Annotated in this window: 18 protein-coding genes and 1 riboswitch; of the genes, 10 read left to right on the top strand and 8 right to left on the bottom strand. The window is 70.2% G+C overall.

The window, feature by feature from the left end:
- Positions 1–24 precede the first annotated feature (24 nt).
- The 3 genes from BIV24_RS10850 to BIV24_RS10840 are packed head-to-tail and all read right to left on the bottom strand — an operon-like array spanning position 25 to position 3,579.
- On the bottom strand, positions 25–375 hold the full coding sequence (locus tag BIV24_RS10850) for a UBP-type zinc finger domain-containing protein (protein WP_071366016.1): 351 nt from the start codon (positions 373–375) through the stop codon (positions 25–27).
- On the bottom strand, positions 372–1,871 hold the full coding sequence (locus BIV24_RS10845) for an ATP-binding protein (protein WP_071366015.1): 1,500 nt from the start codon (positions 1,869–1,871) through the stop codon (positions 372–374). Before BIV24_RS10845 ends, BIV24_RS10850 begins: the two co-directional genes overlap by 4 nt.
- 22 nt (positions 1,872–1,893) lie before the next feature.
- Positions 1,894–3,579, bottom strand: a complete 1,686-nt coding sequence (locus BIV24_RS10840) for an NAD(P)/FAD-dependent oxidoreductase (RefSeq protein WP_071366014.1) — start codon at positions 3,577–3,579, stop codon at positions 1,894–1,896.
- Between the two features lie 132 nt (positions 3,580–3,711).
- Here BIV24_RS10840 and BIV24_RS10835 point away from each other — a divergent pair, with 132 nt between their 5' ends.
- Positions 3,712–4,581 carry a universal stress protein gene (locus BIV24_RS10835; RefSeq protein ID WP_071366013.1) on the top strand — a complete coding sequence of 290 codons (870 nt, stop codon included), beginning with the start codon at positions 3,712–3,714 and terminating at the stop codon, positions 4,579–4,581.
- A 107-nt stretch (positions 4,582–4,688) separates the two neighbouring features.
- Here the strand turns inward: BIV24_RS10835 and BIV24_RS10830 are convergent, their stop codons facing one another.
- A complete protein-coding gene (locus BIV24_RS10830; RefSeq protein WP_071366012.1) occupies positions 4,689–5,462 on the bottom strand; it encodes a dienelactone hydrolase family protein in 774 nt (257 codons plus the stop codon).
- Positions 5,463–5,822: 360 nt separating this feature from the next.
- Here BIV24_RS10830 and efeU point away from each other — a divergent pair, with 360 nt between their 5' ends.
- Both efeU and efeB read left to right on the top strand, forming a co-directional pair.
- Positions 5,823–7,871, top strand: coding sequence for an iron uptake transporter permease EfeU (gene efeU, locus BIV24_RS10820; RefSeq protein WP_071366010.1), 2,049 nt, complete (start codon positions 5,823–5,825; stop codon positions 7,869–7,871).
- A gap of 47 nt (positions 7,872–7,918) precedes the next feature.
- Positions 7,919–9,199 carry an iron uptake transporter deferrochelatase/peroxidase subunit gene (efeB, locus tag BIV24_RS10815; protein WP_071366042.1) on the top strand — a complete coding sequence of 427 codons (1,281 nt, stop codon included), beginning with the start codon at positions 7,919–7,921 and terminating at the stop codon, positions 9,197–9,199.
- 140 nt (positions 9,200–9,339) lie between these two features.
- On the opposite strand, the gene BIV24_RS10810 is transcribed toward efeB, so the two are convergent.
- Positions 9,340–10,155, bottom strand: coding sequence for an ABC transporter permease (locus tag BIV24_RS10810; RefSeq protein WP_071366009.1), 816 nt, complete (start codon positions 10,153–10,155; stop codon positions 9,340–9,342).
- Positions 10,152–11,096, bottom strand: coding sequence for an ATP-binding cassette domain-containing protein (locus BIV24_RS10805; protein WP_071366008.1), 945 nt, complete (start codon positions 11,094–11,096; stop codon positions 10,152–10,154). Before BIV24_RS10805 ends, BIV24_RS10810 begins: the two co-directional genes overlap by 4 nt.
- 575 nt (positions 11,097–11,671) lie before the next feature.
- Between BIV24_RS10805 and BIV24_RS10800 the strand changes: the two genes are divergently transcribed.
- From BIV24_RS10800 to rodA, 5 genes are all read left to right on the top strand, one after another.
- The gene (locus BIV24_RS10800) at positions 11,672–14,101 is read left to right on the top strand and encodes a lamin tail domain-containing protein (RefSeq protein WP_107459344.1); all 2,430 of its coding nucleotides are present in this window, start codon (positions 11,672–11,674) and stop codon (positions 14,099–14,101) included.
- Positions 14,102–14,433: 332 nt separating this feature from the next.
- The gene (locus tag BIV24_RS10795; RefSeq protein WP_071366040.1) at positions 14,434–15,585 is read left to right on the top strand and encodes a glutathione-independent formaldehyde dehydrogenase; all 1,152 of its coding nucleotides are present in this window, start codon (positions 14,434–14,436) and stop codon (positions 15,583–15,585) included.
- A gap of 195 nt (positions 15,586–15,780) precedes the next feature.
- Positions 15,781–16,785: a hypothetical protein gene (locus BIV24_RS10790; protein ID WP_245766746.1), complete on the top strand. Its 1,005-nt coding sequence runs from the start codon at positions 15,781–15,783 to the stop codon at positions 16,783–16,785.
- Positions 16,786–17,166: 381 nt separating this feature from the next.
- Positions 17,167–19,857: a SpoIIE family protein phosphatase gene (locus tag BIV24_RS10785; RefSeq protein WP_079168152.1), complete on the top strand. Its 2,691-nt coding sequence runs from the start codon at positions 17,167–17,169 to the stop codon at positions 19,855–19,857.
- Positions 19,858–20,145: 288 nt separating this feature from the next.
- Positions 20,146–21,249: a rod shape-determining protein RodA gene (rodA, locus tag BIV24_RS10780; RefSeq protein WP_107459342.1), complete on the top strand. Its 1,104-nt coding sequence runs from the start codon at positions 20,146–20,148 to the stop codon at positions 21,247–21,249.
- A 55-nt stretch (positions 21,250–21,304) separates the two neighbouring features.
- Here the strand turns inward: rodA and ftsW are convergent, their stop codons facing one another.
- Positions 21,305–22,603 carry a putative lipid II flippase FtsW gene (gene ftsW, locus BIV24_RS10775; protein WP_177198678.1) on the bottom strand — a complete coding sequence of 433 codons (1,299 nt, stop codon included), beginning with the start codon at positions 22,601–22,603 and terminating at the stop codon, positions 21,305–21,307.
- A 176-nt stretch (positions 22,604–22,779) separates the two neighbouring features.
- The gene (locus BIV24_RS10770; protein WP_071366007.1) at positions 22,780–23,445 is read right to left on the bottom strand and encodes a ScbR family autoregulator-binding transcription factor; all 666 of its coding nucleotides are present in this window, start codon (positions 23,443–23,445) and stop codon (positions 22,780–22,782) included.
- Positions 23,446–23,636: 191 nt separating this feature from the next.
- Between BIV24_RS10770 and BIV24_RS10765 the strand changes: the two genes are divergently transcribed.
- Positions 23,637–24,503 (top strand): ScbA/BarX family gamma-butyrolactone biosynthesis protein, encoded by an 867-nt coding sequence (locus BIV24_RS10765; protein WP_071366036.1) that lies wholly within the window; start codon positions 23,637–23,639, stop codon positions 24,501–24,503.
- A gap of 264 nt (positions 24,504–24,767) precedes the next feature.
- Complete coding sequence (locus BIV24_RS10760; protein WP_071366006.1) at positions 24,768–25,544, top strand: HAD family hydrolase; 777 nt, start codon at positions 24,768–24,770, stop codon at positions 25,542–25,544.
- Between the two features lie 278 nt (positions 25,545–25,822).
- A riboswitch (M-box (ykoK) riboswitch) is annotated at positions 25,823–26,000 on the top strand.
- Positions 26,001–26,176: the final 176 nt, after the last annotated feature.

The following is a 26,176-nucleotide window of genomic DNA, read 5'->3' as shown; positions in this document are numbered from 1 at the left end:
GGCGGGCCCTGCCGGCGCATCACGCTAGCGCAGCGTCTCCTCCCAGTTCGCCGGCACCCGGCCCGTCGGTCCCGGAGCGGGCTGGTCGGCGGGATGGCTGAGCGGGGGAGCGAGGTCGGGCCCGGACTCGTCCAGCTCGGAGGTGACGTAGTTCCAGAACCAGCCCTCGCCCGGCTCGAAACTGCGGATCACCGGATGACCGGTGGCGCGGTAGTGGGCGGTGGCATGCCGGGCGGGCGAGTCGTCGCAGCAGCCGATGTGCCCGCACTGCGCGCACCGCCGCAGATGGAACCACCAGCCGCCTCCCTCGTCGCACTCCACACAGCCCGTGCCGCTCGGCGGGACGCTGGGGTCGATTCCGTTCGCTGTGGTCATGTCGCCTCCGCTGCTGTCTCGGAATTCGGCCGCGCGGCGGAGTCCGGCTCGATGACCTCGGACTCCTCGGCGGTCAGTGGCAGCCGTACCTGGAATCGCGTGTCGCCCGGCGACGAGTGGACCTCCAGGCTGCCGTGGTGCTTGTTGACGACGATGCGCCAGGAGATGTCCAGGCCCAGCCCGGTGCCCTGGCCCACCGGCTTGGTGGTGAAGAACGGTTCGAAGATACGGTCACGGATCTCCGGTGGCACCCCCGGGCCCGTGTCGCGGAACTCGACCAGGACCTGGTCGCGGTCGAGCGCCGTCCGCACGGTCAATGTGCCCTCCCCGCCCGCGTCGTCCATCGCCGACACCGCGTTGTCGATGAGGTTCGTCCACACCTGGTTCAGCTCGGCGGGATAGGCGGGAACGGCCGGCAGGGTGCGGTCGTACTCCTTGACCACGGTGATCCGCCGGCCGATCTTCCCCGAGAGCATCAGCAGGGTGCTGTCGAGGAGTTCGTGCACATCGGCGATCCGGTAGGGCGCGCGGTCGAGTTGGGAGTACTGCCGGGCTGCGTCGACGAGGGTGGAGACCCGGGTCGTGGAGTCCTCGATCTCGTTCATGAGCAGCTCGGTCTCGACCGTGTAGCCGAGCCAGCGGATCGCGCTTTCGAGGGTCCGGGTGTCGACGGCCGCCGCGATCTGGTCCAGCCAGTCGGTGCTGAGCCCGGCCTGCACGAAGGTCGGTGCCACCTGCCAGCCGTCCTGGATGCCGTGGTCGTCGAGCCAGTCGGCGAGCGCGTCCTCGCGGTCGGACGCCTCCAGCGGGCTGAGCGGCGTGGCCTTGGCGACCTGTTCGGCCGTCCGCTCCTGGATGCCGACCAGGGTCAACAGTGTCTCCGGCTCGTACCGTCCGGCGGCGATCAGGCCCAGCTTGTGCCGCATCCCGGCGACCCGCTCGCGCAGTGCCGAGGTGGCCGACACGGCAGCGGCGGCCGGGTTGTTGAGCTCGTGGGTGAGACCCGCGGACAGGGAACCGAGCGCCAGCAGACGTTCCCGCTGATTGATGACCTGCTGGGTGTTCTTGGTACCGAAGAACAGCCCCTCCAGCAGATGCACCGCCATAGGGAACCAGTCCCGCATGATCGCGGCGAAGCTCTCCGCGGGCAGGACGAAGAACCGCGAGGGTTCGGTGACCCGCATCGAACCGTTGTACTGCGACGCCCGCGCCCGGTCCCCGAGATACGCCTGGAAGGCACCGGCGTACACGCCGCGCTGCGACGTCCGGGAGATCTCCACGTCGTCGGTGCCGACTCGGCGCGAGAGCACCACCGTGCCGTTGAGGAGGACGAAGAAACAGGTGGCGGGCTCGCCCTCGGTGTACACCGGGCCGGGCTCGAAGAGCTCCACCCGTCCTTCCCCGCAAAGCCGTTCCAACTGCTCCTGGTCCAGCTTCTCGAACAGGAAGAGCGTGCTCAGCTCCGCCCTGTCGCACGGCATCGGCCGGCCGCTCACGACTGCTCCCCACGCTGTGGGTTCATGACTGCTCCAGATAACGGTGGGCGAGCATCACCGCCATGGCCCCCTCGCCCACGGCGGAGGCGACCCGTTTGGCGGATTCGCTGCGCGCGTCGCCCGCCACGAACACACCGGGGACGTTGGTCTCCAGGTGGTACGGGGGCCGGTCCAGCTCCCAGCCCGGCGGCGGCTGCCCGTCGCTGGTCATGTCCGGACCGGCCATGATGAACCCGTGCTCGTCGCGCAGCACGGTCCCCTCCAGCCAGTCCGTGAGCGGGGCCGCCCCGATGAACACGAACAGCCACTGCGCGTCGACGAGTTCGGTGTGCCCGGTCACCATGTCCTTGAGCGTCAGCTGCTCCAGGTGGCCCGAGCCGTGCGCGGCCTCCACGACGGTGGACGTGCGCACGGTGATGTTCGGCGCCTCCGTGACCTGCTGGATCAGATAGTGCGACATCGACGCCGACAGCGAGGCGCCCCGGACCAGCAGGGTGACCGACTTGGCGCCCCGGGACAGGTACATCGCCGCCTGGCCCGCGGAGTTGGCGCCGCCCACGATGTACACGTCCTGCCCCGAACAGGCCGGCGCCTCGGTGAGCGCCGAGCCGTAGAAGACCCCGCACCCCGTCAGCTCCTCCAGGCCCGGGGCCTGAAGCTGCCGGTAGGACACGCCGGTGGCCAGGATCACGCTGTGCGCGGCGACCGCGGTTCCGTCCGAGAACCTCACGACCCGCGCGGAGCCGTTGACCTCCAGACCGGAGACCTCCCGCGCGGTGAGGATCTCGGCACCGAACTTCGTCGCCTGCCGGCGTGCCCGGTCGGTCAGCTGCACGCCCGACACGCCGTCAGGGAAGCCCAGGTAGTTCTCGATCCGGGAACTCTGCCCGGCCTGCCCGCCCGTTGCGGACCGCTCCACCAGCAGGGTCCGCAGTCCCTCGGACGCCCCGTACACGGCGGCCCCGAGCCCTGCGGGCCCGCCACCGATCACGACGAGGTCGTAGAACTGTGCCGTCGGCGTCGTCGCCAGCCCCACATGTGTCGCCAGGTCCGGATCGTCGGGCTCCACCAGCGGTGTGCCGTCGGGGGTGACGACGAGCGGCAGCCGCTCACCGTCCTGCCCGGCCGCCGCCAGCAGCCGCCGCCCCTCCGGTGTGTCGACCGAGTACCAGCGGTAGGGCACCTGGTTGCGGGCGAGGAACTCCCGGACCCCCGACGACCGCGCCGACCAGCGGTGCCCGACCACCTTGGTGACGGGGACCGGCTTGTAGTCGGAGGTCCGCCACGCCTCCAACAGATCGTCCAGGACCGGGTAGAGCTTCTCCTCGGGCGGGTCCCACGGCTTGAGGAGGTAGTGGTCGAGGTCGATGACGTTGATCGCGTCGATGGCCGCGTTGGTGTCCGCGTACGCGGTCAGCAGCACCCGCCGTGCACCCGGATAGACGTCCAGGGCCTGCTCGAGGAACTCGATGCCGTTCATCTGCGGCATCCGGTAGTCGGCCACGATGACGGCCACCAGGTCCCCGCGCAGCTTCAGTTCGCGCAGCGCCTCCAGCGCGCTCTCACCGGACTCGGCACGCACGATGCGGTACGACTCGCCGTAGCGGCGGCGCAGGTCGCGTGCCACGGCACGTGACACCCCTGGGTCGTCGTCCACGGTGAGGATGACGGTCCGCGCAGCCGCAGCCGCATCCGCAGCCTGTGCCATAAGGTCTCCCACCCCGAAGTCATCGGCGTCCCGCCCATCGTATGTTCGATCCACCCGCTTCGCCTCGTAATGTGGTGCGCACCCGTATCGGTAGGCGTGAGGCCACCGGAACCCGGACAGGAAGGCAGCCGTATGACCCGCCCGATCACCGTGGGAGTCGACGGATCACCGGAAAGCGCCGCCGCGGCGGCGTGGGCGGGCCGGGAGGCGGTGCGCCGGTCCTTGCCGCTGAGGATCGTGTACGCCTGGCAGTGGCAGTCGTACGACATCGCCCCTGCCGCCGACCGCGACGCCCAGGCCGGCTGGGCGCGGGAGATCGTGGACGGGATGCGGCGCACGATCACCGAGCGGCACCCGCAGCTGACCGTGACCGCCGAAGCGGTGGAGGGCGCCCCCGTGGGAACGCTGGTCGCCGCGGCGGCCGACGCCGAGCTGCTGGTGCTGGGCTCGCGCGGGCACGGCGCGGTCGTCGGCTTCCTGCTCGGCTCCGTGGGCCGGCAGGTGATCGCCGAGTCCGCCCGGCCCGTGGTGCTGGTCCGCTCGGACGACCTCGCCACCGCCGAGGCGGCGGGCCGTGAGATCGTCGTCGGCCAGCACGGGGAGCCGGAGGACGGCGCGTCCGCGCTCGGGTTCGCGTTCGCCACGGCGGCGGCCCGGGGAGCGGCCGTACGCGTCGTCCGGGCCTGGAGCCTGCCGCCCGTCTTCGCCTACAGCCCTGCCTCGATGAAGCTGCTCGAGGAGGCCGGCGGTCTGGAGCCGTACGAGAGGAAGGCGCTCGACGAGGCGCTGCGACCCTGGCGGGAACGCTTTCCCGACGTGCCGGTGACCGAGCATGTGGAGATGGGCAGCGCCGGCCAGGTACTGCTCTCCGCGGCCGCCCACGCCCAGCTCGTGGTGGTGGGACGGCATGCCGCCCGCGCCGTGGGGCCGCGCATCGGCTCGGTGGCGCACGCGCTGCTGCACCATGCTCCCTGCCCGGTAGCTGTCGTACCGCCGGCCTGACGGACAACGGGCGCGTCGGTGAGACGCGTCCGGCACCGGGCGCCGGGTCGATGCTTCCCCGGCGCCCGGTTTCGCGCAGGCCGGGGAGACATCCGCGGCCCGTGGACTCACACGGCGCGGTCCGCGCCCCGAAGGTTGCGGTCCAGGAGGGCCAGCAACTCCGTCCAGTGGCGTTCCGCCCCCTCGTGGTGGTAATTGGAGGTGTCGCCCTGGGTGAAGCCGTGGGATGCGCCGGGGTAGACCTCGCTGCGGTGGCGGACGCCCGCCTCCGTGAGCGCCCTGTCGAGCCGTTCGATCTGCTCGGGCGGCATCGAGGGGTCCTGGTCGGCGTGGCCGAAGTACACCTCCGCGGTGATCCGGTCGGCCACCAGATGCGGGCTGTCGGGGGTGTCGGTCGCCAGACGCCCGCCATGGAAGCCGGCCACGGCGGCGACCTGCTCCGGGTGGGAACCGGCGGTGCGCAGGGCCAGCCGGGCGCCCATGCAGTATCCGGTGACGCCTACCGGCCCGTCGGCGACCTGGGGGCAGTTGGTGAGCCAGTGCAGATAGGCGTCGGCGTCACGGTCCGCCACCTCCGGCGTCAGCGACCGGATGAGGGGCGTGATCTGCTGGAAGAGCTCCGGGCGCTCGGTGTCGATGAACTCGGGGAGTTCGACCACGGGTGCCCGCCCATGGCGGTAGAGGACATTGGGCACGAGGACCGTGTAGCCGTTCTCGGCGAGGCGGTCGGCCATCCCCTTCAAGTGCGGGCGGAGCCCGAATGCGTCCATGTAGAGCAGAACCCCGGGGTGGGGGCTGCGGTCGTCCGGGTAGGCCAGGTAGGCATCGGCCGTGCCGTCCTGGGTGGGGATGTCCACGGACGTTCCACGGATGACGGTCATGTGCTGTTCTCCTGCCTCTTCACATTCTGCCGGAGGCGGTCCGGCTGGATCTTCGGGCGCCATCATCGCAAGGCGGGCCGGCAGCAGAGTGACGGCAGGGACCGAGTCCCGGCCGATCCGCCGCCGTACGACATCGGGCCGGTGTCGCGGCCTGGCTCTCGGAAGGGCACTGCCTTGGCAAGCATCGCCTGGGCGGTGCAGCGGGTGCCCGCTCTGCCCCCGACCGCGTGCTTTTTCCACCTCATTACCGTCTCTTGGGTAATCGAATGCACTTGTGTCGTCATGATGGTTCGGCACTAGTAAGGTATGCCTTCGCTAACCTGCGCGATCGTCGGCGGGGGGCGTGCCAAGGAGGGCCGCATGTGGGATGACGCGTTTCCGAGCTTTCTCATCGGACTGAGGGAAGGGCTCGAAGGCGGACTCATCGTTTCCATCCTGATTGCGACCCTCGTCAGGGCCGGTGCCAAATCCCGGCTTCCGCAGGTGTGGACGGGTGTCCTGGCCGCGATCGCGCTCGCCATGAGCTTCGGCGCGGTCCTCACCTTCACCGCCGCATCCCTGTCCGCCACCGCGCAGGAGGCCTTCGGCGGCACGCTCAGCGTGATCTCCGTCGCGTTCGTCACCGCGATGGTGTTCTGGATGCGCCGCTCGGCCCGCAGCCTCTCCAGTGAGATCAAGGAGAAGGTCACCGGCGCGCTCGCGATGGGTGCGGGCATGCTGATCGTCACCTCCTTCCTCGCGGTGGGCCGCGAGGGACTGGAGACAGCCCTGTTCCTGTGGACCACGGCCCGCGCGGCCGGTGAATCCGCGGGCCCGATGGTCGGCGCCGGTATCGGCCTCGTCCTCGCGGCGGGCCTGTGCTGGGGCCTCTACCGCCGCGTCCTGAAGATCAACCTGACGAAGTTCTTCACGGCGACCGGAGTCGTCCTCATCGTGATCGCCGCCGGCGTCCTCGGCTACGGCCTGCGCGATCTGCAAGAGGGCGGGGTCTTGCCCGGCAAGAGCGCATACGCCGTCGACCTCAGCGGCAGCATCGACGCCGGCTCCTGGTACAGCACCCTGATCCAGGGTGTGTTCAACCTGACGCCGACGATGACGTGGCTGCAGGTGGTCGCCTATGTCGCGTACCTGGCCGTGGTGATGACCCTGTTCGTGCGTGGTGTGCGTGGCCCTCGCCCCGCGACCGCCAAGGCGCACAACGCCCCGACCGCCGAGGCGCAGGAGCCGAAGCCCGCCGCGCGCCGCCGTCCCGCCTGGGTGGTTCCGGCCGCCGTCGTCGCCGTGCCGTCCGTTCTCGCCGGGCTGATCGTCGCCCTCAACGGGTCCAAGCACGTCGGTGACCAGACCGTGGCCGTCTCGGAGACCGAGTGCGGCAAGGGGTTCACCGCGCCGAAGCAGGGACGGCAGAACTTCCAGATGCACAACACCGGCGACAAGACCTCCGAGGTGTACCTCGTGGACCCGGCCACCAATGCGGTCTACGGCGAGATCGAGGGCCTGGCCCCCGGCACCACCCGCGACCTGGTCGCCACGATCGACGGCGGCACCTACGCCTGGCGCTGCGTGCCCACCGGCGGCAAGGCCGTCACCTCCAGGGCGGTCACCGTCAGCGGCAGCACCGGCGGCAGCGGCGCCAAGGCGGTCGCCCCGGTCTCCGAGAGCGACCTCGACGCGCCCCTGAAGGCATACAAGGCGTACGTCGACGGGGGTCTGGCCACCCTCGTCACCCAGACCCGCAAGCTCAACGACGACATCGCCGGCGACCACCTCGACGCCGCCCGCAAGGACTGGCTGACCGCGCACCGCACGTACTCCTCGCTCGGCGCCGCCTACGGCACCTTCGAGGACTTCGACAAGAAGATCAACGGCCGCCCGGACGGTCTCCCCGGCGGCGTGAACGACAAGGACTTCACCGGCTTCCACCGCATCGAGCACGGCCTGTGGCACGGACAGTCCGCCGAAGAACTCAAGGCCCCCGCCCAACAGCTCGCTGATGCCGCCGCAGGCCTGCGGAAGGCCTTCCCCACCCAGGACTTCAACCCCGGCGACCTGCCGCTGCGCGCCCACGAGATTCTGGAGAACACCCTCCAGTTCGAACTGACCGGTGACGCCGACCAGGGCAGTGGCACCGAACTGGCCACCGCGGACGCCAACCTGACCGGCACGCGGGAACTCCTCACCCTGCTGAAGCCGCTGCTGACCACCCGCGCCCCGCAGCTGCCGACCACGGTCGACGCCGACGTCGCCCGGCTGCAGAAGCTGCTCGACGCCGCCCACCGGGGCGGCTCCTGGACGCCCGTGGACCGGCTGGACGAGACCAGCCGCGCCCAGCTGAACGGGGCGACCGGACAGCTCCTCGAAGACCTCGCCCCCATTCCGGACCTGCTGGAGATCCGGAAGTCCGCCTGATGCCCGCACCGCGCCCCGAGACCACACGCACCGAAGGGAACCACCGCATGCCGTCCGCCGAAACGTCCGCCCCCGAGGGCGGCTGTCCCGCCGGTGCCGGCCGCCGCTCCTTCGTGAAGACGGCCCTGGGCGCCGGGGCCGCGGGCGCCGTCCTCGCCGGCGGCGGCTTCGCCCTCAGCCAGACCGGCACCACCCAGGCCCAGGCAGCGGACACCACCGACGCCGCGAAGGTCCCTTTCCACGGCGTCCACCAGGCGGGCATCATCAATCCCGCCCCGGCCGCGGCCGGCTTCGTCTCCTTCCACGTCATTGCCGAGAACCGCAAGGAACTCGCCGACCTGCTGCGCACCATCACCGAGCGGGCCCGCTTCCTCACGGCCGGCGGCACCCCCGAGGACCTGGGCGTCGGCGCCCCGCCCTCCGACAACGGCATCCTCGGACCCGTCGTCCCCGCCGACGAACTCACCGTCACGGTCGGCGTAGGCGCCTCCCTCTTCGACGACCGGTACGGCCTCGCCAAGGCCAAGCCGCGCCGGCTCACCCCGATGCGCACGTTCCCCAACGACAATCTCCAAGCGGCCGAGTGCCACGGCGACCTGTCGCTGCAGATCTGCGCCGCCCGCCAGGACACCGTGCTGCACGCGCTGCGCGACATAGCCCGGCACACCCGCGGTGCCATGCAGATCAAGTGGCGCGTCGACGGCTTCCAGAACGCGCCCCGCCCCTCTGGCGCCCAGCGCAATCTGCTCGGCTTCAAGGACGGCACGGCCAACCCCGACGTGGCCTCGGCCCGTGAGATGAACCGGCTGGTCTGGGTGGGCGAGGGACAGGGCGAGCCCGCCTGGGCGGCCGGCGGCAGCTACCAGGTCATCCGGATCATCCGCATGCTCGTCGAGTTCTGGGACCGGGTCTCGCTGACCGAGCAGCAGAAGATGTTCGGCCGCCGCAAGGACACCGGCGCGCCGCTGGACGGCGCCAAGGAGAGCGACGTCCCCAACTACGCCAAGGACCCGCACGGCACGGCCATCCCCCTGGACGCCCACATCCGTCTCGCGAACCCGCGCACCGCCGGGACCGACAACTCGCGCATCCTGCGCCGGGGCTACAACTACGACCGGGGCGTCGACAAGGTCGGCAACCTCGACATGGGCCTCGTCTTCTGCTCCTATCAGCAGGATGTGCAGCGCCAGTTCGAGGCCACGCAGACCCGTCTCATCGACGAGCCACTCGTCGACTACATCTCTCCGACCGGCGGCGGGTACTTCTTCGCCCTGCCCGGTGCGAAGGACTCCTCGGACTGGCTGGGGCGCGGGCTGCTGGCCGTGTGACGACGCCACGCCGCCGCCGGGCGCTCAGCGGCCGGTGGCGGCCCGAGCCGGATGGTCGGCGATGTCCGGGTGGATCTGCACGTCGTGCGGGTGCCAGGCCGCAGCCCGCGACAGGGCGGCACCTCGGCCCAAAGCCGCCATCAGGCATCCCGTCGCTTGAGTGCCACCCCGGCCCCGGCCAGGGCCACCAGCGCGTAGAGACAGAACACCGCGAACCCCGTCCACGGGGCCAGCGTGTGCGGCTGCTGGTGGATCTGGACCAGGCCCTGCCCTGCCGTGCTCGGCAGATACTCGTCGATCGCGTCGAACCAGGACGACGGCAGCGCCTCGGCGAGCACCGGAAGCACCAGCAGCAGACCGAAGAGCGTGGCGATCCCGCCCGCGGTGTTGCGGATCAGCGCGCCGAGCGCCACCCCGATCAGGCCCACGACCGTCAGATACAGACCGGCGCCGAGCACCGCGCGCAGCACGCCCGGGGCACCGAGCGAGGTTTCCAAGTGGTGGCGGGACAGCGCCGCCTGCCCCACCAGGAACGCGGTCAGCGAGGCGGCCGTCATCAGCGCCCACGCCACCGCCGCGTACACCAGGGCCTTGGCCCACAGCACAGGAAGACGGCGCGGTACCACGGACAGCGAGGCGCGGATCATACCGGTGGCGTACTCGCCGCTGACCACCAGCACACCCAGGACACCGACGGCCAGCTGGGCCAGGTAGAAGCCACGCAGACTGACGAGCGCCGGCTCGAAGCCCAGCCGCTGCTCCGGCGGCAGCTGCGACCAGCGGTCGGCGGTGAAGTAGCTGAAGAGGAAGCCCAGACCGATCATCACGACGACCGCGGCGAGCAGTGTGCAGAGCGTCGAGCGCAGCGACCGCAGCTTGATCCACTCGGAGTGGATCACTCGTAGCTGTGTGACCTCGCGCCGCTCCGCCTCGGGAATCACCGTTGCCGTCGTCATGTCGCGCGTCCTTCCCCGCCTGCGCCGACGAGCTGTGCCGCCGGTGCCTGGTACTCCACGGCGTCCCGGGTCAGTTCCATGAACGCCTCCTCCAACGACGCCTGCTGCGGCGTCAGTTCGGCCAGCGCCACACCGTGGTCGGCCGCGATCTGCCCGATCCGGTCACTGCTGAGCCCGGTCACCGACAGCACGCCCGACTCCTGCGCGCAGACGCATACCTCCGGCCCGGCCAGCAGAGCGCGCAGCTTCTCCGCCTCGTCGGTGCGCACCCGCACCACGTCCCCCGCGGCCTGCGCGGTGAACTCCGCCACCGACGTGTCCGCGATGAGCCGCCCCCGCCCGATCACGATCAGATGCCCGGCGGTCAGCGCCATCTCCGACATCAGGTGCGACGACACCAGGACCGTCCGCCCCTCGGCGGCGAGCCCCTTGAGCAGATTGCGGATCCACAGGATCCCCTCCGGATCCAGGCCGTTGACGGGCTCGTCGAGGATCACCGTCGCCGGGTCGCCCAGCAGCGCACTGGCGATGCCCAGCCGCTGCCCCATGCCCATCGAGAAACCGCCGACCCGCTTCCGCGCCACCGTGCGCAGCCCGACCAGGTCGAGCACCTCGTCGACCCGGCGTGCGGAGATGCCGTGCGTCGCGGCGAGCGCCAGCAGGTGGTTGTACGCGCTGCGCCCGGTGTGGATGGTCCGCGCCTCCAGCATCGCCCCGACCTCGTGCAGCGGTGCCCGGTGCTCGGCGTAGCTCTTCCCGTTCACCACGGCCCGGCCCGACGTGGGCGCGTCCAGCCCGAGGAGCATCCGCATCGTGGTGGACTTCCCGGCCCCGTTCGGCCCGAGGAACCCGGTCACGGTGCCGGGGCGCACGGTGAAGCTGAGGTCGTCGACGGCGGTGCGCTCTCCGTAGCGCTTGGTGAGCGAATAGGCCTCGATCATGAAATGTCCTCACGGAAAAGGGAACCGGAGTCCGCGGGGCACCGGCCGGCCGAAAGCCTCCGCCTCCACGGCGGAGGCCGGGCGGTCACAGCGGTGGACTCCTCGGTCATGCCTCCACCTTCGTACGGGGACGAAGGCCTGTCGCGCGGGACTGCTCCGGCCGCGTATGCCCGGTGGTCGGCGCCCGGTGCGGCACTCGCCGACGGCACGCCGCAGGTGGCGGCGGTATCGCCTCTGCTCTCACGCCGAAGGCCTGCTCCTCGCCGGCCTCGTCGTGCCTGCGGGTGAGCAGTGCCGACAGGACGTCAGACGCGGCGTGCGGCACCGCTGAAACCGGAATCGCCCCGGGCACCGCCCCACTGGCATCGCGCCCGCACGCGCCCAGGGTGCTCACCGTGCTTTCAAGGTCCGTCCTTTCGGGGAACGGTTGGGAAACGCTTGCCGACCGACGGGTTCAGCGTCTTGTTGCCCGCGTATCTACGCGCGTATCTTTGGGCCGACTTCCGGGGCACCTCACGCCTCCCACCTGTCAACTGCGTCTTTCTCACGCCTCCTTCCGCAAGAAAGAGCCCCACGTGTCCTCACGCATACCCCCGGCCCTGCGCGGCCGAGGCGCCAAGGCCATCCTCATCGCGCTGCCTATCGGCCTCGCCGGGTCGCTGGTCGCGCTTCCCTTCACCGCCCAGGCGGCCCCGTCGTCGGACGCCGTCGTCTCCGAGGTCTACGGCGGCGGCGGCAACTCCGGCGCCTCTCTGACCCATGACTTCATCGAGCTGGGCAACGCCGGTACCGCATCGTTCGACCTCAGCGGATGGTCCGTGCAGTACCTCAGCGGCTCGCCCACCACCAGCACCAAGTGGCAGGTCACCCCGCTCACGGGCGCCATCCCGGCGGGTGGCACCTATCTGGTCGCGGAGGCCAAAGGCTCCGGCGGTGACACCGCCCTGCCGACTCCCGACGCCACCGGCACCATCAGCATGTCGGCGACCACCGGTACCGTGGCGCTGGTCCACTCGACCACCGCGCTCACCTGTCTGACCGCCGCCGACTGTGCGGCGGACGGCACCATCAAGGACCTCGTCGGGTACGGAACCGCCGTGGTGCGCGAGGGCAACCCCGCCACCGGGGCCGGCAACACCACCTCCGTATCCCGTGGCGCAGGCCTCATCGACACGGACGACAATTCGGTCGACTTCACCGGCTCCGACCCCAGCCCCCGCAACTCCGCGGCCGACGGCGGGAACCCGTCGCCCACGCCCACCCCGTCGCCCACCGAGACCGCTCCTGGTGATCTTCGTATCCACGATATCCAGGGCACCACCCGGATTTCGCCGCAGAACGGTAAGACCGTCACCAATGTGCCCGGTGTGGTGACCGGCGTGCGGAGCACCGGCTCGAAGGGCTACTGGATCCAGGACGCCGAACCGGACGACAACTCGGCCACCAGCGAGGGCGTCTTCGTCTTCACGGGCTCCGCCACCCCGCAGGTCAAGGTCGGCGACTCGGTCCTGGTCTCGGGCAAGGTGAGCGAGTACTACCCCGGTGGTCAGAGCAGCGGATCGCAGTCCGTCACCGAACTGACCGGCCCGAAGGCCGTCGTGCTGTCCTCCGGCAACGCGCTGCCGCAGCCGGAGGTCATCGACGCCTCGACGCTGCCCGACGCCTACGCGCCGCAGGCCCAGGGGGGCAGCATTGAGTCCCTGGAACTCCAGCCCGACACCTATGCGTTGGACTGGCTGGAAGCCCACGAGGGCATGCTGGTGCAGATCGGCGACTCGCGTGTGGTGGGTGCCACCAACGCCTACAACGAGACGTGGATCACCACCAAGCCCGAGCAGAACGCGACCCCGCGCGGCGGCACCGTCCTCACCGGCTACGACAACGCCAACTCCGGGCGTCTGCTGGTCACCTCGCTGACCGGTGACAAGCTCAAGGCCGACGTCGGCGACATGCTCACCGGCACGACCGCGGGTCCCGTGGACTACTCCAACTACGGTGGCTACAACATCCAGGCGACCACGCTCGGGACGGTCACGTCCGGCGGCATCACCCCCCAGGTGGCGCAGAAGGGCAAGTCGAACGAGGTCTCCGTCGCCACGTACAACGTCGAGAACCTCGCCCCGGCCGACTCGCAGAGCAAGTTCGACCGGCTGGCCCAGGGCGTCGTCAAGAACCTTGCCACCCCGGACATCGTGAGCCTGGAGGAGATCCAGGACAACAGCGGTGCCACGGACGACGGCACGGTCGCGGCCGACAGGACCATCGCCAAGTTCACCGACGCGATCAAGGCGGCCGGAGGCCCGGCGTACGAGTGGCGCTCCATCGACCCGGTCAATGACGCGGACGGCGGTCAGCCGGGCGGCAACATTCGTATCGTATTCCTCTTCAACCCCCAGCGCGTCAGCTTCGTGGACCGGCCGGGCGGCGACTCCACCACGGCGGTCCAGGCCGTCACCGACGGCGGCAAGGGCGTGAAGCTCTCGGTCTCGCCGGGCAGGATCAACCCGACCTCCGGCGCGTGGAACAGCAGCCGCAAGCCGCTGGTCGGCGAGTTCGTCTTCCGCCAGAACGGGCAGCAGATCTTCGTCATCGGCAACCACTTCAACTCCAAGGGCGGAGACCGGCCGGTGCACGGCGCGCTCCAGCCGCCGACGCTCGGCTCCGAGACCCAGCGCACGAACCAGGCCAAGGAAGTCAACGCCTTCGTCTCCAGCCTCCTCGCCAAGGACTCGAAGGCCGAGATCGTCGTCCTCGGCGACCTGAACGACTACCAGTACTCCAAGCCGCTGACCACGCTGACCTCGGGCGGTGTCCTCACCGACCTGATCAACACGCTGCCGGTGAACGAGCGGTACAGCTACGTCTACGACGGCAACTCGCAGACGCTGGACCACATCCTGGTCTCGCCCGCCATCAAGAAGCCCGTCTACGAGGTCGTCCACATCAACTCCGAGTTCTCCGACCAGGCGAGCGACCACGACCCGCAGGTCGTCCGGTTCAAGTAGTCGTCACTCCCGGCTGACCTTCCTTTCGACGGTCCGTGTGGCGTGCATGCGATGGCGTGCACGCCACACGCGTCTGTCGATGGGAGGCCGGCAGAAGGCTGCGCCGGCCACGCGGATCACTCCCGTAGGCGAACATCCGTGCACAGTGCGTGACTTGATGCCGGAGTGCCTCCTCGCTTGCGGCCCGTGCCGTACGGGCGTTACCTGGAAGTAGTCGGCGGTGAAGCGAGAGTACCCAGGGGTCACGGCACACACCGACGGCTCGCGTCTCCCCGTGCTAGCGGCCCGTCCCCGGCCGCCGTCAGCCAGCGCTCGACGCGGAGGTGACCGACGTGAAAGCCGTCGTCTACGAAAAGCCCTTCAGTGTGGCCGTGAGGGACGTCGACGATCCGGATGTCCAGCACCCGAACGACGCGATCATACGGATCACGTCGACCGCGATCGGCGGATCGGACCTGCACATGTACGAGGGCCGTACGGCGGCCGAGTCGGGCATCGTCTTCGGGCACGAGAACCTCGGCATAGTCGAGGAGATCGGCAGTGGCGTGACCTCCCTCATCCATGGGGACCGTGTCGTCATGCCCTTCAACGTCGCCTGCGGGTTCTGCAAGAACTGCCTCGCGGGGAAGACCGGGTTCTGCCTGACGGTCAATCCGGGCTTCGCCGGCGGAGCCTACGGGTACGTGGCGACGGGCCCGTTCGCCGGTGGTCAGGCCGAGCGGCTGCGGGTGCCCTTCGCCGACTTCAACTGCCTGAAGCTGCCGTCGGGTGGCGAGTTCGAGACCGACTTCGTTCTGCTCGCCGACATCTTCCCGACCGGCTACCACGGGTGCGAGCTTGCCCAGGTGTCCCCCGGCGAGAGCGTGGCCGTCTTCGGTGCCGGACCGGTGGGGCTGATGGCCGCCTACTCCGCGCTGCTGCGCGGCGCGTCGAAGGCGTTCTGCGTCGATCGGGTGCCCGAGCGCCTCGCCAAGGCGGAGGAGATCGGGGCGATCCCCATCGACTTCACCGAGGGCGACCCGGCCGAGCAGATCAAGGAGCAAACGCTCGGCGAGGGAACCGACAAGGGCGTGGACGCGGTCGGATACCAGGCCCAGTCGGCCGACGCGAGCCGCGAGGAACCCGCCGTCGTCCTCAACGAGCTCGTCGAGACGGTGCGGCCGACCGGCATGCTCGGCGTGCCCGGTCGGTACGTGCCCTCCGACCCGGGTGGGCCCGACGAACACGCCAAGCACGGCCAACTGCTGGTCTCCATCGGCCGGATGTTCGAGAAGGGGCAGCAGATGGGCACCGGCCTGTGCAACGTCAAGCAGTACAACCGTCAGCTGCGCGACCTGATCATCGCCGGACGCGCCAAGCCCGGCTTCGTGGTCTCCCACGAGCTGCCGTTGGACCAGGCGCCGCTGGCGTACGAGAAGTTCGACAAGCGCATCGAGGGCTACACCAAGGTGGTGCTGCACCCCGGTCACGCACTCGCAGCGTGAGGGAGACGGGTCACGGGCGCGGGCGCGTCGGTGCCCGGCCCCCGCCGCACCGGCCCTCGGACACAGCAGGCCGCCACGACCGTGCGGGTCCTGACCTCCGCGGCCATTGGTCCGGCACCACCCGGGCAGGAGCTGGACTCCCGCATAAGATGGGGGGAGTTGGGTGGATGTGGGGGGAAGTTCTTGCGTCAAGCGGTGGAGCCGAGTCATGACCATGACCGCGCGAGTGGCGGCGAGTCGGGGCCATGGGCGATCATGGGCGTCCGGATCGTGTTGTTCATCGCGCGCACGCTGCGGGGCGAGTGGCACAGCATGGTCGTCGAACCGGTACGGCAACTCATGCGCCGTGGGCTGTCCGGGCTGCTGCTGGCGTTCGTCGCCGCCTTCGGAGTGATCTTCTTCCATGCGATCGCGCAGCGCCCGACCGGTGAGATGGCGGTGCGGGTCATGGGCGGGGTCAAGGCCGATCTGCCGCTGTGGCTCGCTCTGCTGCGCACTCCGGTGTCGCTGTACGTCCCGGCCCTTGATCTGCCCGTGTGGGCGGGGATCACCCAGCTGTTCCTCGCCTTCGCCCTGGCCGAACTGATGCTGGGCCGGGCCCGGACACTGGCCCTGTCGTATGCGACCACGCTGGCGGGCACGCTCACCGTACGGGTGATGATCGCCATAGGGCCGGGCTGGGCGGGCCTGGGCCTGCCACCCGAGGCCGGGCAGGTGCTCGACACCGGACCGTCCGCCGCGGTGGTGGGCCTGTTCACCTACCTCGCCGTCATCCGGCGCGCTCCCGTCGTGTTCACCCTGACGGGTGGGTCGATGGTGCTGGAGTCGATCTTCAAGCCCAATCTGGCCGGCCGCGAGCATCTGATCGCGGTGGGCGCCGCGATCGTCCTCGGCCTGCTCCACGGGAGCGGGAGCAGATTGCGGCGGGCGTGGGCCGTCCTGCTGACCCGGCGTGGAGCGTTGCGGGTCAGCGGCACACGGCCGCCGGCGGCCGCGCCGGTTCCCGCCGCGCGCGCTGCGTCCTCCGTGCCGCCGTCGGCGTACGGGCCGACGGCCCAAGGGCCGGCACGACACGGCGAGCGCGTCCCCGCACGGGATGCGGCGCCCATCGAGCCCGGCCGGACGGGCAGCGCAGCCACTTCCAGGTCCGCACGCTCGTCCGTCGACTTCGCCGGGCCGACCGACGACGCCTCTTGGTGATCGAAAGCAGGTGTACCCGCGAGCTGAGCCCAGAGGGGGAACGCACCGCAAGCCGCTCCTTGACGGGTAACGACCTGGTGAGCAATGGGGAGCGGCGTCGCGGCGTCCGGCACGGCCGCTCACGGCGTTGCCGGAAGGTCCTGGGAGCTCCGCTACGAGGACCTTCCGGCGCCTTGCGATCGACCGCACCGGACGCCGCTCCTTCACCCACTCCCTATTGCTCCCCGGGTCGTAAACATCGCCTGCCGCGGCACTGGGCTCATCGGCGGCCCCCGGCAGAGACTCGGCGCCCTCCGCCTGACCCGGCAGGAGACGAGTCGGTGGGGACTGTGCCGTCGGCCGGACATGGCCATGCGGGATGGCCAGTGCTAGAAAAGGCACATGGCGGACCGTTTCGCCCGGATACGGCGCGCGTCGCTGCGGTCACTGACTGGCAGGAGCCCACGAAGTGTCGCCGGGCAGGTGTTCCTCCAGCAGGTGGCGCTGGTCGTGCTGCTCGTGGCCTGCGCCGTCTTCGCCCTGGTGCTGCAGTCGCAGCGGGAAACCGGCTCCGAGGCCAGGCACCGCGTCATAGCCGTCGCAACGACCTTCGCGCACTCTCCGGGCGTCGTGGCGGCGCTGGGGACCCCCGACCCGACGAAAGTGCTCCAGCCGGCCGCCGAGGCGGGGCGCAAGAGCGCGGGCGTCGACTTCATCGTGGTCCTGAACACGCATGGCATCCGCTACACCCATCCCCTGCCGGACCTGATCGGCAAGCCGTTCGTGGGGAACATCGGCCCGTCGCTGGCCGGGAAGGTCTACACGGAAAGCGTCAACGGCCCGCTGGGCCGCGAGGTGCAGGCCATCGCTCCCGTCAAGAACACCGACGGCAAGGTGATCGGGCTCGTCGCGGCCGGGATGAAGGTCGCGAAGGTGACCGGCCAGGTGGACCGGCAGCTACCGATCATCCTGGGTGCCGGGGCCGGTGCGCTCGCGTTGGCCACCGCCGGGACGGCGTTGGTGGGCAGGCGTCTGCAACGGCAGACCCACAGCCTGGCCCCGGACGAGATGACCCGTATGTACAACCACCACGACGCGGTGCTGCACTCCGTGCGCGAAGGGGTGCTCATCGTGGATGACGACGGGCGGCTGCTCCTGGCGAACGACGAGGCCAGACGGCTGCTGGAGCTGCCCCAGGACGTCGAGGGGCGGCGCGTGCCGGAGCTGTCGGGCCTCGAGCCCGGCATGGTGAGGCTGCTCGTCTCCGGCCGCGAGGCCACCGACGAGGTCCATTTCGCCGGGGACCGGCTGCTGGTGGTCAACCAGCGGCCCACGGACCGCGGCGGAGGCCCCAAGGGAACGGTGGTGACGCTGCGCGACTCCACCGAGCTGCAGGCGGTGTCCGGCAGGGCACAGGTGGTGTCCGAACGGCTCAAGCTCCTGTACGACGCCGGAGTCGGTATCGGCACCACCCTCGACGTGCGTCGCACGGCCGAGGAACTGGCGCGGGTCGCCGTTCCCCGCTTCGCCGACTTCGTCAGCGTCGACCTGGCCGACGCCGTCCTGCACGGCGAGGAGCCGGCCACCACGGCGACGGACCTGCGGCGCATCGCTCTGTGCGGCATCCGGGACGATCCTCCGCTCTACGACAAGGGCCGGCTGATCACCTTCCCGCCCTACACGCCCCAGGCGCGTGGCTACGCCTCCGGCCGCGCCGAGCTGCTGGCCGACCTGTCGGTGACCACCGCCTGGCATGTACAGGAAGCGGAGCGCGCCAAGGAGATCCTGGACTTCGGTTTCCACTCGCTCATCGTGGCCCCGATCCGGGCCCGCGGTGTTCTGCTGGGTATGGCCAGCTTCTGGCGCTGCGATCGGCGCGCCGCCTTCGACCAGGAGGAGCTGGCGCTGGCGGAAGAGCTGGTGGCCCGTGCCGCGGTCAACATCGACAACGCCCGCCGGTACACCCGTGAGCACGCCCTGGCGGTCACCCTCCAGCGCAGCCTGCTGCCGCGGGCCCTGCCCGAGCAGAACGCCCTGGTCGTCGGCTACCGCTACCTCCCGGCCCAGTCGGGCGTGAGCGGGGACTGGTTCGATGTGACTCCCCTGTCGGGGAGCCGGGTGGCGCTGGCCGTCGGCGACGTGGTCGGCCACGGCCTCCATGCCGCTGCCACGATGGGGCGCCTGCGGACCGCGGTGCACAACTTCTCCGCGCTCGACCTGTCGCCCGACGAACTGCTGAGTCATCTGGACGACCTGGTCGGCCGCATCGACCAGGACGAGACGAGCATGGAGAGGGACGCGGGTGTCGTGGGGGCCACCTGCCTGTACGCGATCTACGACCCCGTGACGCGTCGTTGCGTCATGGCGCGCGCGGGGCACCTGGCGCCGGCGCTGATCCACCCCGACGGAAGCGTCACCTTCCCCGATCTGCCGGCCGGGCCGCCGCTCGGCCTGGGCGGCATGCCGTTCCAGACGGCCGAGCTGGACCTCGCGGAGGGCACCCAGCTGGTCCTCTACACCGACGGCCTCATCGAGGAGCGTACGCGCGACCTGGACGTGGGGATGGAGATGCTGCGGCAAGCTCTGGCGGGGCACCCCGACCGACCGCCGGACGAGAGCTGCCAGGCCGTACTGGAGGCACTGCTGCCCAGCCGTCCCCGCGACGACGTCGCCCTGCTCATCGCCCGCACCCAGGCGCTGCCGTCCGACCGGATCGCAGACTGGGACGTGCCGCTCGACCCGGCCGCCGTCGCGCGGATGCGGAGCGCCGTGTCCGGCAAGCTCGACGAGTGGGGGCTGTCCGATCTCGGCTTCACCATGGAACTCGTGCTGAGCGAGCTCCTCACCAACGCCATCCGCTACGGCTCCGCGCCGCTCCGCGTACGGCTGATCTATGACCGCATGCTGATCTGCGAGGTCGCGGACGGCAGCAGCACCTCGCCGCATCTGCGGTATGCCGCGACGACCGACGAGGGAGGCCGTGGCCTGTTCCTGGTGTCGCAGGTGGCCGATCGCTGGGGCACCCGGTACATGCCCCAGGGCAAGGTGATCTGGGCCGAACTGGCGCTGCCGAAGGTCATCGACGCGCCCTGACCGATGTGAGCACGGCCCTCATCGCCGACGGGCCTGGAGCGACACACGTACAAACTTCAAGGGTTGCGCAACTGGCGAATGGTAGCGTCCGCATCTGGCAGGACCCGGAACGGCCTGCGGCACGAATGGAGTAAGGGGAGAGAAGCGGTGAAAGTGGGCCTCCCGCGCCGCGGCGCCCCGGTCGGGTGGTCCCCGGTGAAGGTCGGGGGAGGGGCCGCGGGACGGTGGGCCCCGGGCCGCCGGACGGGGTGGCAGTCCTGGCTGGCGCCCGGATCGCGCGTGCGGCGTATGGACTGGGCACTGCTGGGTGCCGCGCTGGCGCTGTCCGTCCTGGGCGCGGCGCTGGTGTACTCCGCGACCCGCGGGCGGACCCAGCTGACCGGAGGCGATCCGTACGCCTTCCTGGAGCGCGACGTCCTCAATATCGCCATCGGGATGGTCCTGGCGGCCGGCACCGCCTGGCTGGGCCCGCGCCGGCTGCGGGACCTGGTGCCCGTGCTCTACGGCGTCACGATCCTGATGGTCCTGCTGGTGCTGACTCCCGTGGGCGCCACGATCAACGGATCGCGCCGCTGGATCATGATCGGCGGGATGTCGATCCAGCCCTCGGAGTTCGTCAAGGTCACCATCGTGCTCGCCATGGCCCTGCTGGTGGCCACCAAGGTGGACACGGGCGACCGCGCCCGCCCGGACAACCGCGGCGTCGTCGAGGCCCTCGCGGTGGCGGGCGTACCCGCCCTGCTGATCCTGCTCACCCCGGATCTCGGCCAGGCGATGGGCATCGGTGTGATCGTGCTGGGGGTCCTGCTCGCTTCGGGCGCCTCCGTTCGGTGGATCGGCACCCTGATGGTGGTCGGCGGGCTGGGCGTGCTGGCGGTGTGGCAGCTGCATCTGCTGGACCAGTACCAGATCAACCGCTTCGCCGCCTTCGCCGACCCCGCCCTCGACCCCTCCGGGGTGGGCTACAACACCAGCCAGGCCCGCATCGCCATCGGTGCGGGCGGACTGATGGGGCAGGGGCTGTTCCATGGCGCGCAGACCACCGGGCAGTTCGTGCCGGAGCAGCAGACGGACTTCGTCTTCAGCGTCGCGGGAGAGGAACTGGGATTCATGGGCGCGGGAGCGCTGATCGCCCTGCTCGGTGTCGTGCTGTGGCGCGCCCTGCGCATCGCCCGCGACTGTCCCGATCTGTACGGGACGGTGGTGGCGGCGGGTATCGTCGCCTGGCTGGCCTTCCAGGCGTTCGAGAACATCGGCATGAACCTGGGCATCATGCCGGTCACCGGCCTGCCACTGCCCTTCGTCAGCTACGGGGGCTCATCGATGTTCGCCGGGTGGATCGGCATCGGCATCCTCCAGGGCATTCACCTCCAACGCCCCCTGTCCGCCTGAACCACCGCCACACTGCCTCCGCCGGCCGTCTCCACGGCCGACGTCCGGCACCACCTCAACCACCGGGGAAGACGCTGCGGCGCGGACGGCCTCCTGCCCGGCGGCGCCGCAGGAGACCCGGACGCGCGGACACCCGGGCACGCTTGCGGGCGGTGAGCGCCGCGCGGACGGCGGGCTCGCTCCTGGCCACGGCGAGCAGGAGACCCACCGCGTACAGGGCCGCGATGAGCGCGCTGCCGCCGTAGGAGAACAGCGGCAGGGGCACGCCCGCGATCGGCAGCAGCCCCAGTACGCCGCCGATGTTGATCGTGGCCTGCGTCGCGATCCAGGTGACGACGCCTCCGGCCACCAGCCGGACGAACGGCTCCGAGGCGCGGACGGCGATACGGAGCCCCGCCGCGCACAGCGCCGCGAAAAGGCCGAGCACCGTCAGGGTGCCCACGAGCCCGAGTTCCTCTCCGGTCACGGCGAAGATGAAATCGGTGTGCGGCTCGGGCAGTTGACCCCACTTCTCCAGGCTCGCGCCGATCCCGTTGCCGAACAGGCCGCCCGTCGACAGCGCGTACATCCCGTGCACCACCTGCCAGCACTGGTCACCGGGCCCCGGGTCACTCGCGCCGAGGCAGGCGAAGCGGGACACGCGGTGCGCGCTGGTCGTGATCAGTACGGCGGCGAGCAGCCCCGCGCCCGTCAGCGTGACCACGAACAACCGCAGCGGTGCGCCGACCAGCCACAACATCCCGAAGAGCATGGCGCTCAGGATCACCGCGGTGCCCATGTCCCCGCCCAGCAACACCATGCCGACCAGCAGCAGTGCCCCCGGCACCAGCGGTACCAGTAGATGCGTCCACTGGCCCAGTAGCCTGTGCTGCTGCTTGCGGGCCAGCAGGTCGGCTCCCCACACGACGAACGCGGCCTTGCCGAACTCGCTGGGCTGGATCGCGAACGGCCCGCCGACGGCGAGCCAGTTGGTGCTGCCGTTGACGGTCCGCCCCAACCCCGGCACTTGCACCAGCCCGAGCAGCGCCACGCTGGAGACCAGCAGCGGAATGGCCAGCCAGCGGTGCCACGGCACGGGCATCCGGGCAGCCAGCAGAACGAGTACCGAGCCGGCCGCGGCTGCCATGACCTGCCGGGTGAGGTAGAACGTCGCCGGCAGCCCGGAGCGCAGGGCCTGGATCTGGGAGGCGGAGAACACCATGACCAGCCCCAGCGCGGCGATCAGCACCGCACTCCCGGCCACCAGGTAGTACGCGGTCAAGGGACGGCCCCAGGCCTGCCGGGTCCGGGATACGGCACGATGCAGCACCCCACCGCGCAGGGCGGGCGCGCCTGCCGTAGGTCCAGGACGCAATCGTCCCCTCGCGCCCTCGGCTCGCTCAACCGGTCGGCCCGCGTGCGCCGTTGTGACGCCTCGTGCATCTCGTCCGTGTCTTCGCACGCCGAAACGTTAGTACTTGCGCAGGTATGGAAGATTTGAGGCGCGCGGGCGCACACACCGCGGATGCGGCGATCGCGAGCGATCGGCGGCTACCGGGTACGGCCATCGGGGAGAGGGGCCGGGCGTCCCACCGCCATGTGTCCGCGTGCCTTGGCCAGTAGGTCCCGCGGTGCGGGATCGGCCTGGATGCCGGGCAGGAACAGCAGCCAGAAGTTGGTCAGGCGGTCCTCGATCAGCAGGCGGTCGTCGAGGACGTCGGAGAGGGTGTGCAGTCCGAAGAAAGCGGCGACCAGGGTGGGGGCGTCACGGCTGGGCTCCGCCCGGGGGGCGAGGTCTCCCTCGGTGCGTGCCCTGGTGAGCAGCCTCTCGACCGTGGTGATCCAGTCCACGAAGGGCGGAGGCATCTCGACGTCGATGGACCCCCGTTCGGCCCACAGACGGGCACCCGCGCGGATCAGGACATCGTCGCGGAACGCGCGGGCGACCTCGAAGCTGAGGCCCACCAACTTCTCCAGGGCAGGTCCAAGGGTGGCTTCCATGCGCGCGATCACCGAAGGCCAGGCCGCGAAATGCGCATGCACCACGGCCAGGGCAAGCTGTTCCTTGTTGGCGTAGTGGAAGTAGATCGCTCCGCTGGTGCGACCGGACCGTTCACTGATGTCACTGATACTGGTCGCCGCGTATCCCCGCTCGAAGAACAGGTGAGCCGCCGCCTGCAGTACAGCTTTGCGGGTTTCTTCCGCCCGATCCTGCACGTGTGTTCCCTTGTCTGTTGGTGGGCCGCGAGGAGGAATGTAGCCGCCCGGCCGCGTGGGCACGAAAACCGCGCATGCGGAAACGGCAATAGTCTTATTAGCCTCTTTCTATGGACGCTGGGCAGAGAACGTGGGACTCACGGGAATCATTTACCGGGTCTGCTCCTGCTGCCTGTGATGTCCTTTCGGTCCTGAGCTGGTCCCGGACTGTCGAACGTGAGTGGGTGCACCGGATCTCGGTGGCCGAGGTCCTGCTGACGGACGTCCGCTCCTGCGGTCCTCTCGCCTTCTGTGCCGCCGCCGCGTGGACGCGCTCGCATCCCACGTTCCCCCGCGGGCACGACGACCGGCACAGCCCGTGGATGGTCGTGGAGACGCTGCGTCAGCTCGGCATCTACATTCCGCTGCGTCACTTCGACGTGCCCCCCACGTCCCGCTTCCTGATCAGCGATGTCTCCTTCCGCCTCGACGTGGCGAGGGAGCCGAGGGCAGTCCACGGCGCCAGTGAGATCACCTGTCTCGCGACCGTAGGTGGCATCCGTACCGGCGGATGCGGGAACACGGTGACGGGACTGCGGATGCAGGTGGATTTCCTGGCCGGCGGCCGCACGTTCGCACACGCCGCGGGCGGGGCGCGCTTCCTCGACGCCGAGCGTTACCAGGCTCTCCGGCCGGGAGCTGTCACCACCGTGGCGGCGGGCCGAGGACCACGGCCGCAACCGGCCGCGCTGGGGCTCGAATCGATGTCGGACGTCGTCGTCTGCCTGGACGGCGACCGCCTCCTGGTGGATCCCGCCGATCCCCGCCATCCCTTCTTCTTCGACCATGGCACGGACCATGTGCCCGGGATGGCCCTGCTGGAGGCGGCGCGGCAGGCGGTCGCCCTGCGCAGCGGAGGGCGCCTGGTCCGGCCGGTCTCCTGTCGCATGACGGCCTCGCGGTTCACCGAGCACACACCGCCCGCCGTCATCCACTGCTCCGCGTACGGCCATACCGGCTTCTTCCGTATGCGGCAGGGTGGCGCGCAAACCGCCGCAGGCCTGCTGCGGTATCGCTGAGGCGTCACCCACACGTGCGTATTGCGGTGGCAAACGCCCACGGCCGTTCGGGTCGAGCGTAGCGTTCATTATGTTTCTGGTTCCGGATGCGCTCGAAACCGCAGCGGACTGCGGTGTATGACCGCCATGCATGAACCGGCCATGGCCGTCCTACGATTTCGCGCTTTCCTGCGGTGAATCCAATTCAGCAGGCGCACCGGTACCTCTGACTGGCGGATCGCGCCGCCCTTCGGCAGTTCCGTCCTGCACCAGAACGGCAAGCACATGACAACCCATCGCATTTTCGACTGGACACCACAAGCCGTTGTCTTCGACTGCGACGGCACATTGGTGGACTCCGAACGGCATTGGCAGCAGGCGCGCGACATCGTTCTGCGAGAGCACGGAGTCGCACCGGACCCGGAGTTCACGGAGACAAGCAAGGGCCTGCACTACGCGGAATGCGGTGCCCTCATGGCACGCCTCGCCGGCAGACCGGACGCCGGTGAGGAGATGACCCGGCAACTCCTCGCGAACTTCCGCGCACTCGTCGCCCAACGCCCCGTACCCGTTCCGGGAGCTCAGGCCCTGGTGAAGAGCCTGAGCCGGTTCGCGCCGCTGGCCGTGGCCAGCAACTGCCCAGCAGACGTGGTGGAGTTCTGCATCGAGTCCGTGGGTCTGAGACGGCACTTCCGGCACATCGTCGTGCCGGGGGAGGACGTCCTTCCCAAACCGCGTCCCGATGCCTACGTCGAGGCGGCGAGGCGGCTGGGCGTGGACCGCGCAGACACACTGGCCGTGGAGGACTCCGCCAACGGGTTGAAGGCCGCGGTCGACGCGGGCCTGCGGGTGATCGGAGTAGGGCGGAACCCCAGCAAGGAAGCCCTCGCCCTCGCCGATTTATGGGTGGACACGCTGGACGACCCGGGGCTGGTCGCCTGGGCGGAGAGCCGGCCCGGCGTCCACCGGGAGGGAGCCGGCAATCCCCACACAGCCTCGCCAGGGCCGCCCGTGCCCAGACAGGGCGGCCCGGCCCGGTCCGGAACCGAAGCCGTCTCCTGATCGCACCGTGCGGCCATCGGGCGACTGCCCGAAGCCGACGACACGTGCCCGAGCCGCCCGCTGCCGACACCGGTTGTGCTCATCGCCTTGATCATGGTCTCCGGCGCCGTGACCCGGCCGGCACCATCCTTGGTCCCTGCCGATGATCGCGCCCGAGATCACCCCGTGGTTCGGCCCCCTGGGGCGACCAGCCACCACCGCGTACGTCGGTGCCGAAAGGGCGTGACCGAAGGCGCCGGGTGCGGCGGGCGGCACTATACTTGGACGAGTTCTTGAATCAGGCACCTCGTTCGGTGAGGCGTCTTCGCGGACACAGGCCACTGACCCCACGACGTCGAGAGACGCCCAGGGTCAGGACACCTCTCCCCGGCCTAAGGGGTGAGGCCAAGTGGCTTCCCGCAGACCGCGCGGGATCACGCCGTGGAGTGCCAAAGCTCTGACGAGTCGGGGTGAGCCGGCCGCGGTCGCGCGGGCCGGTCCGCTCCTTGCCGTGTCGATGAGGGCGCCCCTCGGCGTCCCCGGCCGGAAGGAGGCGACAGTCATGGACTCCAGTAGTCCGGACCGAAGTCGGTCCCTCATCCGCCTGCCCGCGCATTCGTCCGGCACGCGGTAACCACCTCCTCTGCGCGGAC

The organism is Streptomyces colonosanans (assembly GCF_001866645.1).
Taxonomy (GTDB): Bacteria; Actinomycetota; Actinomycetes; order Streptomycetales; family Streptomycetaceae; genus Streptomyces; species Streptomyces colonosanans.
The sequence above is the reverse complement of the archived record's forward strand: the minus strand, read 5'-3'. Positions and strand labels throughout refer to the sequence as shown.

Coding starts and splice junctions, on each gene's coding strand:
- BIV24_RS10785 (WP_079168152.1), top strand. CDS start 17,167: ATGGCGGACCGTTTCGCCCGGATACGGCGCGCGTCGCTGCGGTCACTG.
- BIV24_RS10805 (WP_071366008.1), bottom strand. CDS start 11,096: ATGATCGAGGCCTATTCGCTCACCAAGCGCTACGGAGAGCGCACCGCC.
- rodA (WP_107459342.1), top strand. CDS start 20,146: ATGGACTGGGCACTGCTGGGTGCCGCGCTGGCGCTGTCCGTCCTGGGC.
- BIV24_RS10830 (WP_071366012.1), bottom strand. CDS start 5,462: ATGACCGTCATCCGTGGAACGTCCGTGGACATCCCCACCCAGGACGGC.
- efeB (WP_071366042.1), top strand. CDS start 7,919: ATGCCGTCCGCCGAAACGTCCGCCCCCGAGGGCGGCTGTCCCGCCGGT.
- BIV24_RS10835 (WP_071366013.1), top strand. CDS start 3,712: ATGACCCGCCCGATCACCGTGGGAGTCGACGGATCACCGGAAAGCGCC.
- BIV24_RS10810 (WP_071366009.1), bottom strand. CDS start 10,155: ATGACGACGGCAACGGTGATTCCCGAGGCGGAGCGGCGCGAGGTCACA.
- BIV24_RS10850 (WP_071366016.1), bottom strand. CDS start 375: ATGACCACAGCGAACGGAATCGACCCCAGCGTCCCGCCGAGCGGCACG.
- BIV24_RS10840 (WP_071366014.1), bottom strand. CDS start 3,579: ATGGCACAGGCTGCGGATGCGGCTGCGGCTGCGCGGACCGTCATCCTC.
- BIV24_RS10760 (WP_071366006.1), top strand. CDS start 24,768: ATGACAACCCATCGCATTTTCGACTGGACACCACAAGCCGTTGTCTTC.
- efeU (WP_071366010.1), top strand. CDS start 5,823: ATGTGGGATGACGCGTTTCCGAGCTTTCTCATCGGACTGAGGGAAGGG.